General features: G+C 62.8%; 13 protein-coding genes. 12 read left to right on the forward strand and 1 reads right to left on the reverse strand.

Annotated elements, in window-relative coordinates; all coding sequences use genetic code 11:
• The first annotated feature begins 67 nt into the window (after positions 1-67).
• The 3 genes from NN484_RS09355 to NN484_RS09365 all read left to right on the forward strand — a co-directional run bounded on the left by NN484_RS09355 (position 68) and on the right by NN484_RS09365 (position 3135).
• Positions 68-1108 (forward strand): AraC family transcriptional regulator, encoded by a 1041-nt coding sequence (locus tag NN484_RS09355; RefSeq protein WP_215499813.1) that lies wholly within the window; start codon positions 68-70, stop codon positions 1106-1108.
• 141 nt (positions 1109-1249) lie between these two features.
• Positions 1250-2137, forward strand: a complete 888-nt coding sequence (locus NN484_RS09360; protein ID WP_215499815.1) for a Dyp-type peroxidase — start codon at positions 1250-1252, stop codon at positions 2135-2137.
• 29 nt (positions 2138-2166) lie between these two features.
• Positions 2167-3135, forward strand: a complete 969-nt coding sequence (locus NN484_RS09365; protein ID WP_274658960.1) for a Gfo/Idh/MocA family protein — start codon at positions 2167-2169, stop codon at positions 3133-3135.
• Positions 3136-3259: 124 nt separating this feature from the next.
• Here NN484_RS09365 and NN484_RS09370 read toward each other — a convergent pair whose 3' ends face one another.
• Positions 3260-4918, reverse strand: a complete 1659-nt coding sequence (locus NN484_RS09370) for a phosphoethanolamine transferase (protein WP_274658961.1) — start codon at positions 4916-4918, stop codon at positions 3260-3262.
• 185 nt (positions 4919-5103) lie between these two features.
• Between NN484_RS09370 and lexA the strand changes: the two genes are divergently transcribed.
• The 9 genes from lexA (at position 5104) to NN484_RS09415 (ending at position 16067) form a co-directional block, all read left to right on the forward strand.
• On the forward strand, positions 5104-5721 hold the full coding sequence (gene lexA, locus NN484_RS09375; protein ID WP_274658962.1) for a transcriptional repressor LexA: 618 nt from the start codon (positions 5104-5106) through the stop codon (positions 5719-5721).
• The gene (gene imuA, locus NN484_RS09380) at positions 5721-6338 is read left to right on the forward strand and encodes a translesion DNA synthesis-associated protein ImuA (protein ID WP_215499823.1); all 618 of its coding nucleotides are present in this window, start codon (positions 5721-5723) and stop codon (positions 6336-6338) included. The genes lexA and imuA overlap by 1 nt, the downstream gene beginning before the upstream one ends.
• 7 nt (positions 6339-6345) lie before the next feature.
• Positions 6346-7761, forward strand: coding sequence for a Y-family DNA polymerase (locus NN484_RS09385; protein ID WP_127652490.1), 1416 nt, complete (start codon positions 6346-6348; stop codon positions 7759-7761).
• Complete coding sequence (locus NN484_RS09390) at positions 7737-10835, forward strand: error-prone DNA polymerase (protein WP_274658963.1); 3099 nt, start codon at positions 7737-7739, stop codon at positions 10833-10835. The genes NN484_RS09385 and NN484_RS09390 overlap by 25 nt, the downstream gene beginning before the upstream one ends.
• A 241-nt stretch (positions 10836-11076) precedes the next feature.
• Entirely contained in the window at positions 11077-11763 is a 687-nt protein-coding gene (locus NN484_RS09395; protein ID WP_162276313.1) for a CsgG/HfaB family protein, read from the forward strand.
• 29 nt (positions 11764-11792) lie between these two features.
• Complete coding sequence (locus NN484_RS09400; protein ID WP_127652488.1) at positions 11793-12161, forward strand: DUF4810 domain-containing protein; 369 nt, start codon at positions 11793-11795, stop codon at positions 12159-12161.
• Positions 12158-12817 carry a DUF799 domain-containing protein gene (locus tag NN484_RS09405; RefSeq protein WP_215499827.1) on the forward strand — a complete coding sequence of 220 codons (660 nt, stop codon included), beginning with the start codon at positions 12158-12160 and terminating at the stop codon, positions 12815-12817. Before NN484_RS09400 ends, NN484_RS09405 begins: the two co-directional genes overlap by 4 nt.
• 315 nt (positions 12818-13132) lie before the next feature.
• On the forward strand, positions 13133-13822 hold the full coding sequence (locus NN484_RS09410; protein ID WP_127652486.1) for a GntR family transcriptional regulator: 690 nt from the start codon (positions 13133-13135) through the stop codon (positions 13820-13822).
• 133 nt (positions 13823-13955) lie between these two features.
• Positions 13956-16067 carry a hybrid sensor histidine kinase/response regulator gene (locus tag NN484_RS09415; RefSeq protein ID WP_215499829.1) on the forward strand — a complete coding sequence of 704 codons (2112 nt, stop codon included), beginning with the start codon at positions 13956-13958 and terminating at the stop codon, positions 16065-16067.
• Positions 16068-16243 lie beyond the last annotated feature (176 nt).

Genomic DNA, 16243 nt, shown 5'->3' on the forward strand with positions numbered 1-16243 from the left:
GCTAACGTCCTTCGACATAACCGGTTACAAAAATAACAATCAAGCGTGATCCGGAATGTCAGCCCCCATGAACGTAAAAGTCCAAGACCCGACCTTCGAACTGGCGCTGGTGTCGCCGTTCCTCCTGCAAACCCTCGCCGAAGTCGTGCACAACAAGGGCATCGACCCGCAAAGCCTGTGCCGTGGCCTGGGTTTCACGCTTGAAGATCTGCAGGATCCGGCGCAACGGATTTCCTATCGCCAGGCCGTGGCGATGATTCAGCGCGCGCTCAAAGTGCTGCCCAATCAGGGCCTCGGTCTGTGGGTGGGCGCACAGAATGTGCTGGGTACGCTGGGGCTGCTCGGGCATGTGTTGTCGCTGTGCAAGACCTTGCGCGATGCCTTCGCTCTGGGGATCCGCCACCAGCACACTTCTGGCGGGATTGTGGTGTCCAGTGTCGATGTGGTGGGCGGGCAGGTGCACCTCGATGCCGAGTGCCGCTTGCCGTTCGCCGACGTGCAGGTGTTCGCGGTCGAAGAGTTTTTCGCCAGCCTGCTGGTGTACGGTCGGGCATTGGCCGGCAGCGAATTCAAGCCGATCGCCGTGGAATTCGTGCACGCCGCGCCGGATTATCTGAGCGAATACCAGCGCCTGCTCGGGCCAGATGTGCGCTTCGGCTGCCTGCACAACCGCATGCTGATCGACGCGCAATGGCTGGACGTGAACCTGCCCAATCATCATTCCCTGGCGCTGCGTCAGGCCGTTGCCTTGCTGGAGCTGGAAGCTGCGCAGGTGCACCAGAAACTCGATCTGATTCAGGCGGTGGAACGGGCGATTGCCCGGGACCTGAGCCGGGGCAGCCACATCGAAAAGATCGCCGGCGACCTGAACATGAGCAGCCGCACCTTGCGCCGGCGCCTGACCGAGCACGCACTGACCTTTGAGGCGCTGCTGGAACAGGTGCGCCAGGCGCGGACGATGAGTCTGCTGGCCAATCCGGACATGCCGATCGAGCGCATCACCGAAGAAGTCGGCTACAGCGACGTGCGCAGTTTTCGTCGGGCGTTCAAGCGCTGGACGGGAATGAGCCCGAGTGCGTGGCGGCAGGAGAGCGCCGTTAGCCTTTGAAGATCAAAAAATCGCAGCCTGCGGCAGCTCCTGCACCGATCCCTGTAGGAGCTGCCGAAGGCTGCGATCTTTTGACTTTCAGAGCCCCCACAAATCCTCCGGCTACAGGTAAACTCCCGCGCACTTTCCCAAGGAGTTCACATGAGTTACTACCAGCCGGGCATTCTCGCCACCCCAGTTCCTGCGCAAGCACGTCACCTGTTTTTCGCCCTTGAATCGGTAGAAGCATTGCCGCAGGCGATCGACAACCTGCTGAACCTGGTGGACGGCAAGTCGGCGGTGGTCGGTTTCGGTGAATCCCTGGCCAAGGCCCTGAACGTGCAGATCGACGGCCTGCGCAGCTTCCCGGCCATGACCGGCGTCGGCGTGGAAAACCCGTCGACCCAGCACGCGCTGTGGGTCTGGCTGCACGGTGTCGACCGCGGCGAACTGCTCAACCGCTGCGCAGCCTTCGAAGCCGCACTGGCCCCGGCCCTGCGTCTGGTGCAGGCCCAGGAAGCCTTCCGCCACAAGGACGGCCACGACCTGACCGGTTACGAAGACGGCACTGAAAACCCGCACGACGAAGCCGCCATCGCAGCCGCGTTGCTGGGCGAGGGCGCCGAAGGGCTGGTCGGCGGCAGCTTCGCCGCGATTCAGCAGTGGCAGCACGACCTCAAGGGCTTCCATCAGCTGTCCGCCGAAGACAAGGACAGCATCATGGGCCGTCGCCTGAGCGACAACGAAGAGATCGACGACGCGCCAGTTTCCGCCCACGTCAAACGTACCGCCCAGGAAAGCTTCGCCCCTGAAGCCTTCGTCGTGCGCCGTTCGATGCCGTGGATCGAAGGCGATCGCGCCGGCCTGATGTTCCTCGCGTTCGGTTTTTCGCTGGATGCCTTCGAGGCACAACTGCGCCGTATGAGCGGTCTGGAAGACGGCATCACTGACGGTCTGTACCGCATCAGCCGGCCGATCACCGGCGGCTATTACTGGTGCCCGCCGCTGAAAGACGGCCACCTCGACCTGCGCGCTCTGCGTATTGGCTGAGGCTTTTCAAGCAAACGGAGGGGATGACCATGGACGTGGTGCGTTGGGGCATGATCGGTTGCGGCAGCGTCGCTGAGCGCAAGAGTGGGCCGGCCTTCTACAAGGCGCCGGGTTCGGCGCTGGTGGCGGTGATGGGGCGGCGCCTCGAAGCCGTCAGCGATTATGCGGCGCGCCATGGCATCGCCCGGGTTTATACCGATGTCGATGCGTTGATCAACGACCCCGAAGTCGACGCGGTGTACATCGCCACGCCGCCCGACAGTCACCACGCCTACAGCCTGAAAGTCGCCGCCGCTGGCAAGCATTGCTGCGTCGAGAAACCGATGGCGCTCAACGCCGGGCAAAGCCGCGAGATGCAGCAGGCGTTTGCCGATGCCGGTCTGCACCTGTTCGTCTCCTATTACCGCCGTTCGTTGCCGCGTTTTGCGCAAGTGCGGCACTGGCTGGCGCAGGGCCGCATCGGTGAAGTGCGACACCTGAGCTGGACGTTGACCAAGGCACCGTCAGCGGCGGATCTGGACGGCAGCGCCAACTGGCGAACCGACCCGAGCGTGGCCGGCGGTGGTTACTTCGCCGACCTCGCCAGCCATGGTTTTGACCTGTTTCAGTACCTGCTTGGCGATATCGTCGAAGTTGCCGGATTCACCGCGCGACAGGCCGGTCTGTATGCCGCCGAAGATGCCGTCAGCGCCAGTTGGCGGTTCGCCTCCGGGGCGCTGGGCATGGGCTGCTGGAGCTTTGTCGCGGATCGCCGCGAGGACCGGGTCGAGATCATCGGCAGCCAGGGGCGGATCGGCTTTTCGGTGTTTGACGAGCATCCGGTGCAGCTGTTCGCCGATGAACAGATCAGCCTGGACATCCCGCATCACGAGCATATTCAGTGGCATCACGTGCTGGGCATGAATGCGCATATTCGTGCTGAGTCAAATCATCCCGCAGTCGCCGAACAAGCCCTCAAGACCGACTGGGTCATGGACCAGATCCTCAAACGCCACTAGCGCACAGTTCCTGTGTAGGCGTGAGCCGGCTCGCGATAGCGGTATGTCAGGTGCAAATCAGGTGTCTGACACTCCGCTATCGCGAGCAGGGCTCACTCCTACAAGGAGATTTGTGCTGTCCGGGTTATTGCGCGGCCGTCATGGAAGGCCGGCAACCCTGAAAAATATCCAGCCCCGGCTGATACAGCGAGGTCTTCACCTCGAACAACCCCAGCACCGAGTGGAACAGGTTGTCATGGCTCAGATCTGCCTGGTCGGCCTTGCCTTGCAGACAACCCCGATCGATCCCTTCATGGGTCAGCGTGGAGTCTCCAAACCACATCATCATCGGCACATGGGTCTGCGCCTCGGGCGCCAGCGCATACGGCGCCGCGTGCAGGTACAGGCCGTTTTCGCCCAGTGATTCGCCGTGGTCGGAGACATACACCATCGAAGTATCGAGGGTGTCCTGATTGCGCTTGAGCAACTCGATCACCTTGGCGAGGAAGTGGTCGGTGTAGAGGATCGTGTTGTCGTACACGTTCACCAGCTCATCGCGGCTGCAACTGCCCAACTGGTTGGTGTGGCAGATCGGGGTGAAACGCTCCATGGTTTTCGGGTAGCGCTCGTAGTATTCCGGGCCATGGCTGCCGTCGGCGTGCAGGACAATGATTGCGTGGCCCTTGAGGCTGTCGATGTAGTTCTGCAGGTCGGCCAGCAGCGCTTCATCGAGGCAGTTGCTGCCGTCGCAGAACGGCCCCGGCTGGTTCTTCGCGATGTCGCGGTGCGGCACGCGCAGGCAGGTGCCCTTGCAGTCGCTGTTGTTGTCCAGCCACAGCACCTGCACGCCGGCGCGTTGCAGGATGTCGAGCAGGCCTTCGTAGGTTTTGCCTTTCTTGTCGCTGTAGTCCTCTCGCGGGAACATCGAGAACATGCACGGCACCGACACCGCCGTGGACGTGCCGCAGGAATGCACCCGAGTGAAGTTGAGGATGTCCAGCTTGCTCAGTTCGGGATTGGTCTCGCGTGCATAGCCATTCAGCGAGAAGTGATCGGCGCGGGCGGTTTCGCCAACCACAAAGACCATCAGCGACTTCTTCTCGCGGCTGGCGGCCTTCGCGCTCATCACCGCGTCTTCACCGATGGCCTGCACCACGAAGTGCTTTTTGATGCCCAGGCGTTGCTTGGTGTACTTGCTGATGGCGTAGATGTAGTTGGTCGGGTTGATGAAGTGGGTGAGCTTGTCTTCTTCACGGAAGATCGGCGCGTAGGTCGAATAGAACGCGCCCACCGAGGCACCGATCACCAGCACGCAGGCGGCGATCACCAGCACCTTGTTGAGCAGGCCGCGAAAGAACGGCCGATAACTCACCGGCCAACGCCAGATCAGCACCGCCGGCAGCACGCCGAGCAGCAGCACGTAGGCCAGCAGTTTGCCGTTGAACAGCGCGGCGGCTTCGCCCGGGTTGGTTTCGAACACGTTCTGGATCATCACCGTGTCGATGGTGATCCCGTATTCATTCATGAAATACGCGGCGCAGGCCGAGAGCAGGGCGACCACGGTCAGCGCCGGTTTCAGGGTCCAGCGAAACGACACCAGGGTCAGCAACAGCGTAATGGCGGCCCACAGAAACAACCCGAACGAGGCAAAAAACGCCAGTTTGTGCGCGCCTTGCAGGGTGATCAGCGTACCCAGTGCCTTCCAGGTCGCCAGGTTGTACAGCGCCACCAGTGCCAGGGAAAACAGCAGCACCAGACGGGTTGAAGTGATGGACGATAAACGCAGTCCTTTGCCCAAAGCCATTGCAGACATTCCTCTACTCGATAGAAAACACGCGCGATAACGCGCGTAACTGTAGAAGAACAATAGTAAAAATTTTGTAAACATCCTGTAACAACTACAGCCGCACCCACGCATTCCCCTGTAGGCGCTGCCGAAGGCTCGGGCCGACTGGCGGTGCTTGTCAGTAAAATTCCACAGGAGTACAAATGTACTCCATGACCAATCTCACTCCCCGCCGTACCGCCATCCTGACCTTTATCCGCGAACGCATCGCCGAACACGGTCAGCCCCCAAGCCTCGCTGAAATCAGCGAGGCTTTTGGTTTTGCCTCGCGCAGCGTGGCGCGCAAGCATGTGCTGGCGCTCACCGAAGCCGGGTTTATCGAGGTCAATCCGCATCAGGCCAGGGGCATTCGTCTGCTTGGGCAACCGGCGCGACCGGAGCTGCTCGATATTCCCGTGCTCGGCCGGGTCGCCGCCGGTGCGCCGATCGGCGCCGATGCCGACATCCATAGCCGCTTGATGCTCGACCCGGCGCTGTTCTCCCGCCCGCCCGACTATATGCTGCGGGTGCAGGGCGACTCGATGATCGAGGACGGCATTCTCGACGGTGATCTGGTGGGGGTGAAGCGCAATCCCGAGGCGTTCAACGGGCAGATCGTGGTGGCGCGGCTCGACGGTGAAGTGACGATCAAACGCTTCGAGCGTGTCGGCGCGACGGTGCGCCTGCTGCCGCGCAACCCGGCGTACCAGCCGATTGTCGTGCGCGACGATCAGGACCTGGCCATCGAAGGGGTGTTCTGCGGTCTGGTGAGGCAAGGCTGATGGGCGCCGTCGTTGCACTCGATACGCTGTTCAATGGCGGCCAGGTCTGGAAGGGCCGGCCTGCGCCCCCGGCTGCCAGCCCGCAACCCACGGGGCATGCCGCGCTCGATGCGGCATTGCCCAGCGGCGGCTGGCCGGAAGCGGCGCTGAGCGAAATCCTTCTGGCCGGCCCCGGGGTTGGCGAACTGCAACTGGTCTGGCCGACCCTGGCGCGGTTGTCGGCGGCGGGCGAGCGCATCGTGCTGGTGGCGCCACCGTTCGTGCCGTACCCGCAGGCGTGGGAGAACGCCGGGATCGATCTGCGTCAGTTGTCGGTGATCCAGGCCAGCGAACGCGAGGCCTTGTGGGCGGCGGAACAATGCCTGCGCTCGGGCAGTTGCGGCGCGGTGCTGTGCTGGCCGCACAAGGCCGATGACCGCGCGTTGCGGCGCCTGCAAGTGGCGGCGGAAACCGGCCAGACCCTGGCCTTTGCCTGGCGCCCGCTGAGCGAGGCGGTCAACCCGTCGCCGGCGGCGCTGCGCATTGCCATCGACGCCAAACCTGCCCAGTTGCGCGTGCTCAAATGCCGGGGTGGACTGGCGCGCACGGCGCCGATTGCGTTTGCCGTGGGGCACTGAGGTCGTCATGCGCTGGGTCTGTATTCTATTCCCGCAATTGGCGCTCGACGCGGTGCTGCGTCAGCGTCCCGATCCCGATGAACCGTTGGTGCTGCTCAGCGGCCCGGCCCAGCGCCGGGTGCTGCAAGCGGTGAATGCCCCGGCGCGTCAGCTCGGCCTGCGCGCTGGCCAGTCGATGACTGCCGCGCAGGCTTTGAGCAAAGGTTTTGCCACCGCCGACTACGACCTCGCCGAGGTCGAGCACTGGCAGCAGTTTCTTGCGGCGTGGGCCTATCGGTTCAGCGCGCAGGTCAGCGTGCATTACCCGCGTACCGTGGTGTTCGAGATTGAATCCAGCCTGGGCCTGTTCGGCTCCTGGGCGCAGTTCGAAGCGCGGCTGCGCAAGGAACTGACCGAACTGGGGTTCCGGCATCGCATCGTCGCCGCACCGAATCCGGTGGCGGCGCGCGTGCTGGCCAACGCCTACGACGGTCTGGTGGTGCCCGACGGTGAGGCCTTGCAACATCACCTCGGGCAGTTGCCCGTCGACCGCGTCGGGCTGGAGCCGCCAGTCGCTACGGCGCTGGCGCGCATGGGCCTGCGCAATCTGAGCCAGGTGCAGAGTCTGCCGCGTCAGGCCCTGGCCCGGCGTTTCGAAGCGTCGATGCTCAAACACCTCGATACCCTGTTCGGCGCACGCCCACTGGCCTTGGCGTTCTATCTGCCGCCGGATCGCTTCGATGTGCGCATCGAGCTGAATTTCGACGTGCAATCCCATCAGGCCTTGCTGTTCCCGTTACGCCGGTTGACCGGTGATCTGTCGGCGTTCCTCTGCGGACGCGACAGTGGCGTGCAGCGTTTCGACCTGCACCTGGAGCACGCCGGGCTGCCGGACAGCGTGATCAAGGTCGGCCTGCTCAGCGCCGAGCGCGATCCGGCGATGCTCTTCGAACTGGCCCGGGGGCGACTGGAACAGGTGCAGGTCGAGGCGCCGGTGCGTGGTTTGCGCCTGCGCGCCGAAGATCTGCCGAGTTTCGTGCCGCAGTTTCAGGAGCTGTTCGATGAGCGTCCGCAACAGACCTTGCCCTGGGAGCAATTGCGCGAGCGCCTGCGCGCACGGCTCGGCGATGACGCGGTGCAGGGCCTGCGCTTCCAGGCCGACCATCGCCCGGAATGTGCGTGGCAGAACGGCGTCGACAAGCAGCGCTGCAGCGGGTTGCCGAGCGTTCAGCGCCCGGGCTGGCTGCTCGGCGAACCGCAAAGCGTGCCGGAAGGCTCGGCGCGAATTCTCATGGGCCCGGAGCGCATCGAGTCCGGCTGGTGGGACGGCGACGATGTGCGCCGCGATTACTACCTGATCCAGAACCGCGCCGGTCAGCAGGGCTGGGCCTATCGGGCCGTGGGCGAGGGCGGTCCGTTGTGGCTGCAGGGCTGGTTTGCATGAACGACGGCTATGCCGAGTTGCACTGCCTGTCGAACTTCAGTTTCCAGCGCGGTGCCTCCAGTGCCCTTGAACTGTTCCAGCGGGCGAAAAAACACGCTTACCAGGCGCTGGCGATCACCGACGAGTGCACGCTGGCCGGGATCGTCCGTGCCTGGCAGGCGGCGAAATCGGTTGAACTGCCGCTGATCATCGGCAGCGAAATCCGCATCGACAACGGCCCGAAACTGGTGCTGCTGGTGGAGAACCTCGCGGGTTATCAGGCCTTGTGCGGCTTGATCACTCAAGCTCGACGGCGTGCGCAGAAAGGCCAGTATCAGGTAATGCGCGAGGATTTCAGCGAGCCGTTGCCAGGGTTGCTCACGCTGTGGGTGCCGGACACCGTGGATGACGTGGAGGAGGGCCGCTGGCTGAAACAGACCTTCGGTGCGCGGCTGTATCTGGCAGTGCAGTTGCATCGTGGGCAGGACGACCAGCGCCGGTTGGCGGCGCTGCTGAATCTGGCGGAGCAACTGCAGATTACCGCCGTGGCCAGCGGTGATGTGCACATGCACGCCCGTGGCCGGCGAGCCTTGCAGGACACCATGACCGCGATCCGTCATCACGTCCCGGTGGCCGAGGCCGGGTTGCGCCTGCACCCCAACGGCGAGCGCCATCTGCGCAGCCTCGATGTATTGCGCGAACTGTATCCGCCGGCGTTGCTCGACGCGTCGGTGCAACTGGCGCGGCGCTGCACTTTCGATCTGGGTGAGTTGTGCTATCAGTATCCGAAAGAGCTGGTGCCCGAAGGGCATACCGGTAGTTCGTGGTTGCGCCAGTTGACTAAAGAGGGCATCGCCTGGCGCTGGAAAAAAGGCGCGCCCTTCAAAGTGCTGAGGCAGATCAACAAAGAGCTGAAACTGATCGCCGAACTCGGCTACGAAAGCTACTTCCTCACCGTGCATGACGTGGTGCGCTTCGCCCGCGAGCAAAAAATCCTCTGTCAGGGCCGGGGTTCGGCAGCCAACTCGGCGGTGTGTTTTGCCTTGGGCATCACTGAGATCGACCCGGACCGCACCACGCTGCTGTTCGAACGCTTCATGTCGAAAGAGCGCAACGAGCCGCCGGACATCGACGTCGACTTCGAGCACGAACGCCGCGAAGAAGTCCTGCAATACGTGTTCCGCCGTTATGGTCGCCGGCGTGCGGCGCTGACGGCGGTGGTCAGCACCTATCACGCCGCCGGTGCGGTACGCGACGTGGCCAAGGCCCTCGGCCTGCCGCCGGATCAGATCAATGCGCTGGCCGATTGCTGCGGTCACTGGAGCGATGAAACGCCACCGCTGGCGCGCTTGCTCGAAGGCGGGTTCGACCCCGACAGCCCGGTGCTGCGTCGGGTGCTGAGCCTGACCGGGCAACTGATCGGTTTCCCCCGGCACCTGTCGCAACACCCTGGCGGTTTCGTGATTTCCGAGCAGCCGCTGGACACGCTGGTGCCGGTGGAAAACGCTGCCATGGCCGAGCGCACGATCATTCAGTGGGACAAGGACGACCTCGACGCGGTCGGGCTGCTCAAGGTCGATATCCTCGCCCTCGGCATGCTCAGCGCGATCCGCCGTTGCTTCGACTTGCTGCGCCGTCATCGCCATCGGGATCTGAGCCTGGCGACGATACCGGCCGAAGACAAACCGACCTACGAGATGATCAGCCGCGCCGACACCATCGGTGTGTTCCAGATCGAATCACGGGCGCAGATGTCGATGCTGCCGCGCCTGAAACCGGCGAAGTTCTACGATCTGGTGATCGAGGTCGCCATCGTTCGTCCGGGGCCGATCCAGGGCGGGATGGTCCATCCGTACCTGCGCCGCCGGAACAAGGAAGAAGAGGAAACCTATCCTTCGGAAAAGCTCAAAGTGGTATTGGAGCGCACCCTCGGCGTGCCGCTGTTTCAGGAACAGGTGATGCAGATCGCCATCGTCGCCGCCGACTACAGCCCCGGCGAGGCCGATCAGTTGCGCCGCTCCATGGCCGCATGGAAACGCCACGGCGGGCTGGAACCGCACAAGGAACGCCTCGCCGCCGGCATGAAGAAAAACGGCTACACCCCGGAATTCGCCGCGCAGATCTTCGAGCAGATCAAGGGTTTCGGCAGCTACGGCTTTCCCGAATCCCACGCCGCCAGTTTCGCCTTGCTGACCTACGCCAGTTGCTGGCTCAAGTGCCACGAACCGGCGGCGTTCGCCTGTGCGCTGATCAACAGCTGGCCGATGGGTTTCTACAGCCCGGATCAGATCCTTCAGGACGCGCGCCGCCATCAATTGCAGATCCGTCCGGTGGACGTGCGCGCCAGCGACTGGGATTGCAGCCTGGAACCGATCAGTGGTGCGCAACCGGCGATCCGCATGGGCCTGCGGATGATCAAGGGGTTTCGCGAGGACGATGCCCGGCGCATCGAAGCGGCGCGGGCACGGGGCGCGTTTGTCGATGTCGCCGACCTGGGCGAGCGGGCTGCGCTCGACAGTCGGGCCCAGGCGTTGCTTGCCGATTCCGGGGCGTTGCGCGGGATGGCCGGGCATCGGCATCGCGCCCGCTGGGAAGTGGCCGGGGTACAGAAACAACTGGGCCTGTTTGCCGGGTTGCCGAGTCAGGAAGAGCCCGATGTGCTGCTGCCCAAACCCAGTGTCGGTGAAGACCTGCAGGCCGACTACGCGACGCTCGGCACCACGCTGGGGCCGCATCCATTGGCGCTGCTGCGTGGCGAACTCAAGGCCCGGCGCTGCCGCAGTTCGCAGGAGCTGATGGACGTCGAGCACGGGCGACCGGTGAGCATCGCCGGGCTGGTCACCGGCCGGCAACGACCGGGCACTGCCAGCGGCGTGACCTTCGTCACCCTGGAAGATGAATTCGGCAACGTCAACGTGGTGGTCTGGCGTGATCTGGCTGAACGGCAGCGCCAGGTGCTGGTCGGCTCGCAACTGCTCAAGGTCGATGGCCGCTGGGAGCGTGAAGGCGACGTCCGGCACCTGATCGCCGGGCGGCTGAGCGACCTGAGTTCGCTGCTCGATGGCATTCGCGTGCAGAGCCGCGACTTTCATTAACACCAATCCCCTGTAGGAGCTGCCGAAGGCTGCGATCTTTTGACTTTGATTTTATAAAACAAGGTCAAAAGATCGCAGCCTTCGGCAGCTCCTACAGGGTGGGGGCGGCAGCCAATTCATTGGCGTCAAAAATTCCTGTCACGAATGATGGCACTTTGTCATAATGCCGCCCCTTTTCCCGCTCCCCACCGCGTTGCCGTGCCGGGATACACCGTTTTTTCAGAAGGAATGCACAGTGAGAATGATCTCCCGGATGTTGGTCTCAGGCGTTGCAATTGCCGTGCTTGGCACCCTCGCCAGCTCCCTTGCCGGCTGCGCCACCGAAAGCTCCCGCGCACTGCCGGTGGCCAAGGTCGAGAGCGCCACTCAGGTCTGGACCGGGGCTCGCGTGCCGATGGCGGTGGGCAAGTTCGACAACCGCTCCAGCTACATGCGCGGGATCTTCTCCGACGGCGTCGATCGCCTCGGCGGTCAGGCCAAGACCATCCTGATCACCCACCTGCAGCAGACCAACCGTTTCTCCGTACTGGATCGCGACAACATGGGCGAGATCCAGCAGGAAGCGGCGATCAAGGGCCAGACCCAGCGTCTCAAAGGCGCCGATTACGTGGTCACCGGTGACGTCACCGAATTCGGCCGCAAGGAAACCGGCGACCACCAGCTGTTCGGCATTCTCGGCCGTGGCAAAACCCAGGTCGCCTACGCCAAGGTCAATCTGAACATCGTCAACATCAGCACGTCCGAAGTGGTCTATTCGACCCAGGGCGCCGGCGAATACGCCTTGTCCAACCGCGAAATCATCGGCTTTGGCGGCACCGCTGCGTACGACTCCACCCTCAACGGCAAAGTCCTCGATCTGGCCATGCGCGAGGCGATCAATCGTCTGGTTGATGGCATGAACGCCGGTGCCTGGAAACCGGGTAACTGATCGCGATTGATTGCAAGGAGCAATACCCCATGAACTTGACTTTGTCGCGGTCGTTGCTGGCCCTGACGCTGGCCGCCAGCGCCTTGCTGGCCGGTTGCAGCAGCCCGAAAACCCTGTACCAGTGGGAAGACTACCAACCGCAGGTCTACGAATACTTCAAAGGCGAAGAGCCGAAAGAAGCCCAGGCCGAAGTGCTGGAGCGTGACCTGCAGAAGATCCGTTCCACTGGCAAGGCCGTGCCGCCGGGCTACCACGCACACCTGGGCCTGCTGTACCTGAGCATGGGCAAGGACGATCAGATGGTGCAGCAGTTGCGCACCGAGAAAGCGCTGTTTCCCGAGTCCGGCCCGTACATGGATTTTCTGCTTAAAAACGCCAAGACCGGAGACGCCCAATGATCTCGCGCACCCTGAAACTGTTGGCCGTCGGTCTGGCTCTGACCGTGCTCGGCGGTTGCGTTGCGCCGAAAACCGTCGACTATTCGGCGTACAAACAGGCGCGCCCGAAGACCATTCTGGTGCTGCCGCCGCTGAACACCTCGCCCGACGTGAAAGCTTCGTACAGCCTGTTGTCGCAAGTGACGTTTCCATTGGCCGAGGCCGGTTACTACGTGCTGCCGATCACCCTGGTGGACGAAACCTTCCGCCAGAACGGCCTGACCACGCCGGATGACATCCATCAGGCACCGGCCAACAAACTCAAGGAAATCTTTGGCGCCGACGCTGCGTTGTACATCACCGTGACCGAGTACGGTACGCGGTACATGGTCATCAGCAGCGAAACCGCGGTGACCGCCACCGCCAGACTGGTGGACCTGAAGTCCGGCACCACGCTGTGGACCGGTTCGGCGCGTGCGTCGAGCGAAGAGGGTGGCAACAACAGCGGTGGCGGCCTGGTCGGCATGCTGATCACTGCCGCGGTGAAGCAGGTCATCAACAGTTCGACCGACGCCGGTTACCCGATTGCCGGTGTGGCGAGCAATCGACTGTTGTCGGCGGGTCAGCACGCCGGCCTGTTGTACGGCCCGCGCTCGCCGAAGTACGGCACTGACTGAAGATCAAAAGATCGCAGCCTTCGGCAGCTCCTACAGGGCAATGCATTCCAAAATGTAGGAGCTGCCGAAGGCTGCGATCTTTTTTGCTTATTTGGATATAGCCCAAAACCGCTCGCCCCCCCGGCGCTTGCAACGAGCGCACCGACCAGGCTCCATTTGCATCATCACGGGCCTCTCGTTCACTTGATCCCATTCAACTGGCAATCCAGACCCTGCATCTCGACGCCGAAGGCGATATCCTGCGCCACACTTATGTGCACAAATGGCGCATAACGCTGGAACACCGTGTGTGCCCGAGGCTAAAGGAGTGTTCGAATGACCGAGAAGAAACTGGAAACCACGGTCGACCGCGTCTACCAAGGGGTTTACCAGGCGATCAGCAAGCGTTCGTTGCGTCCGGGGATGAAGCTGGGCGAAGCCTCGCTGGCCGAACTGTTCAATGTCAGCCGCACGTCGGTACGTGCCGCGCTCAAGCAACTGGAAGCCGAGGGACTGGTCACCACCGAACCCAACAAAGGCGCGTCGGTGTCGTTGCCCGGCAACGAAGAGATTCGCTCGCTGTTCGAAACCCGACGACTGATCGAGATCGGTATTGTCACTGAGCTGTGCCGACGCAAGGACACGGCAGCCATGCAGGACTTGCGCGAGCATCTGCTGCTGGAAAACGAGGCCCGCGCGGCGGGCGATCACCAGCGACTGATTCATCTGCTCGGTGAGTTCCACATCAAACTGGCGCGCAGCCTGAACAATCCGGTGCTGCTCGACTGGTTCCAGAAACTGATTTCCCGTGCCTCGCTGTACGTCGCCGCGCTGGATGACGACAGCCATGAAGCCTGCCGCGACAATGAGCATCTACGCCTGATCGAGCATATCGAAGCGGGCGACCAGAGCGCCGCCATCGAGCTGACCTGCACGCATTTGAACGGTATCGAAAAGGCCATTCTCGACGTCGCCGCGAAGATGAAAACTGGCTACCATCCGCTCAAACACCTGATCGGGGTCTGATCCGGGCCCGCTGTGAAATCGGCTATACCTCTAATGAAACCAATAAGCTTGGCGACGCTCGAAACAGACGGGCGTCGCGTCGTTCTGGCGTCGCGATGTATCGGGCAAACATCACAGGACACCGAGTCAATCGATGCAGTTTTTATCCGATAGCCACGGTTGTGACGGCTGGAAAGGCGAGATGGCCGGGCGCATTTGCGCGTTCGACTGGCGCCAGACCGAACTCGGCCCGCTCGATACCTGGCCTGCCAGCCTGTGCAGCGCCGTGCAATTGATGCTGGCCTCACCGTTGCCGATGGTCATGCTCTGGGGCCGCGCCGGCTACATGATTTACAACGACGCCTACTCGCAGTTCGCCGGTGGCCGCCATCCGTACCTGTTGGGCGCGCCGGTGGAACTGGGCTGGCCGGAAGTCGCCGACTTCAACCGGCACGTGGTCGACACCTGCCTGGCGGGTGGCACCTTGTCCTACCGCAACAAGGAACTGGTGCTGTTGCGCGATGGCGTGCCCGAAGACGTCTGGATGGATTTGTATTACAGCCCGGTGGCCAACGATGACGGCGTGCCGGCCGGGGTGATGGCAATGGTGGTGGAAACCACCGAGTTCATGCACTCCGAACGCTTGCGCCAGGCCGCTGAAGATGCGTATCGGGCGGACAACGAACGGGTGCGCCTGGCGCTGAATGCCGGGGCCTTGCTCGGCTCGTTTGTCTGGGACGTGAAGAACAATGTGTTGTCGGCCGACGAGCGTTTCGCCCGGACGTTTTCGTATCCACCGGATCAGGACCTGAGCAACCTGTCGCAGTCCTTCACCGAATCGCGGATCCACCCGGACGATCTGGCGTGGGTCCAGGATCGGGTCAATCATTCGTTGCAGACAGGCGAGCCGTATAACGCCGAGTACCGCGTATTGCGCGCGGACGGCAGTTATCTGTGGGTACTCGCCAGTGGTGCGTGCGAGTTCGATGAACACGGTGAGCCGTTTCGTTTCCCCGGCGTGTTGATCGACATCCATGAACGCAAGAGCGCCGAAGAATCCCTGCTCAAATTCACCCGCAACCTGGAACAGCGCGTGGCCGATGAAGTGGACGCGCGGCTGGCCGCCGAAGAGCAGTTGCGCCAGTCGCAGAAGCTTGAAGCCATCGGCGGACTCACCGGCGGCGTGGCCCATGACTTCAATAACCTGTTGCAGGTGATCGCTGGCAACCTGCATTTGCTGGCGCGGCATGAGCCGGGCAATGCCAACGTGCAACGTCGGGTCAACGCCTCGCTGGCAGCGGTCGAACGCGGGGCCAAGCTGTCGTCGCAACTGCTCGCATTCGCCAGGCGTCAACCGTTGTCGCCGGCGGTGTGCGATCCACGGCAGATCTTCGATGGCGTGGGTGAGTTGCTGCAGCGTGCGCTGGGTGAAACCATCCAGATCGACGTGCAATTGCCGCAAGAACCGTGGCACATCAACGTCGACCGCAATCAACTGGAAAACGCCATTCTCAACCTGGCGATCAACGCCCGGGACGCGATGAAGGGCGAGGGCACCATTGTCCTCAGCGCCCTCAACACGCGGCTGGACAGCACCTTTTGCGCCGGCAAAGGCATTGTCGCCGGTGATTTCGTGCGTGTGGCGGTCAGCGATACCGGCGCCGGCATCCCGCCGCAAATGCTCGAGCAGGTGTTCGAACCGTTCTTCACCACCAAGGCCGACGGCCAAGGCACCGGGCTTGGCTTGAGCATGGTGTTCGGCTTCGTCAAACAAAGTGGCGGGCATGTCGAGATCGACAGCACCCTGGGCGAAGGCACGCGCGTGCAGTTGTATTTTCCGCGCAGCCTGCGTCCGCTCCTTGATGAGGCGCCGAGTCTCGACAAGCAGCAGGGCGGCGGCCACGAAACCATTCTGGTGGTCGAGGACAACGACGCGGTGCGCGCCTCGGCCGTGGAGCTGCTGCGCGAAGAAGGTTACCGCGTGCTGACCGCCGGCAATGGCGACGTGGCGATGCAGATGCTGCTGGAAGGCACCGAAGTGGATCTGATTTTCACCGACGTGGTCATGCCGGGGCTGATCAAAAGTTCTGATCTGGCAGCCTGGGCCAAGGTGCAGGCGCCACCGGTGGCGGTGCTGTTCACCTCCGGCCACACCCGCGACATCATCTCGCGCAACCACCAGTTGAGCCCGGACACGCACTTGCTGGGCAAGCCGTACGGCCCGGAAGCGTTGTTGCAAATGATCCGGTCGGTGCTCAGTGCCTAGCTGGCTAATTCCCAAGTCCCTGTGGCGAGGGAGCTTGCTCCCGCTCGGCTGCGCAGCAGTCGTAAATCCGGGAACCGCGGTTTACCTGCCGGGTTGATTCGTCCGGATTTGGGGCCGCTTCGCAGCCCAGCGGGAGCAAGCTCCCTCGCCACAGGTTTTGTGTTCGACTCACATTT

It is taken from the genome of Pseudomonas serboccidentalis (assembly GCF_028830055.1).
In the GTDB taxonomy this organism is placed as follows: Bacteria; Pseudomonadota; Gammaproteobacteria; order Pseudomonadales; family Pseudomonadaceae; genus Aquipseudomonas; species Aquipseudomonas serboccidentalis.

Coding starts and splice junctions, on each gene's coding strand:
- NN484_RS09400 (WP_127652488.1), top strand. CDS start 11,793: ATGAACTTGACTTTGTCGCGGTCGTTGCTGGCCCTGACGCTGGCCGCC.
- NN484_RS09405 (WP_215499827.1), top strand. CDS start 12,158: ATGATCTCGCGCACCCTGAAACTGTTGGCCGTCGGTCTGGCTCTGACC.
- lexA (WP_274658962.1), top strand. CDS start 5,104: ATGTACTCCATGACCAATCTCACTCCCCGCCGTACCGCCATCCTGACC.
- NN484_RS09370 (WP_274658961.1), bottom strand. CDS start 4,918: ATGGCTTTGGGCAAAGGACTGCGTTTATCGTCCATCACTTCAACCCGT.
- imuA (WP_215499823.1), top strand. CDS start 5,721: ATGGGCGCCGTCGTTGCACTCGATACGCTGTTCAATGGCGGCCAGGTC.
- NN484_RS09395 (WP_162276313.1), top strand. CDS start 11,077: ATGATCTCCCGGATGTTGGTCTCAGGCGTTGCAATTGCCGTGCTTGGC.
- NN484_RS09365 (WP_274658960.1), top strand. CDS start 2,167: ATGGACGTGGTGCGTTGGGGCATGATCGGTTGCGGCAGCGTCGCTGAG.
- NN484_RS09415 (WP_215499829.1), top strand. CDS start 13,956: ATGCAGTTTTTATCCGATAGCCACGGTTGTGACGGCTGGAAAGGCGAG.
- NN484_RS09360 (WP_215499815.1), top strand. CDS start 1,250: ATGAGTTACTACCAGCCGGGCATTCTCGCCACCCCAGTTCCTGCGCAA.
- NN484_RS09355 (WP_215499813.1), top strand. CDS start 68: ATGAACGTAAAAGTCCAAGACCCGACCTTCGAACTGGCGCTGGTGTCG.
- NN484_RS09410 (WP_127652486.1), top strand. CDS start 13,133: ATGACCGAGAAGAAACTGGAAACCACGGTCGACCGCGTCTACCAAGGG.
- NN484_RS09385 (WP_127652490.1), top strand. CDS start 6,346: ATGCGCTGGGTCTGTATTCTATTCCCGCAATTGGCGCTCGACGCGGTG.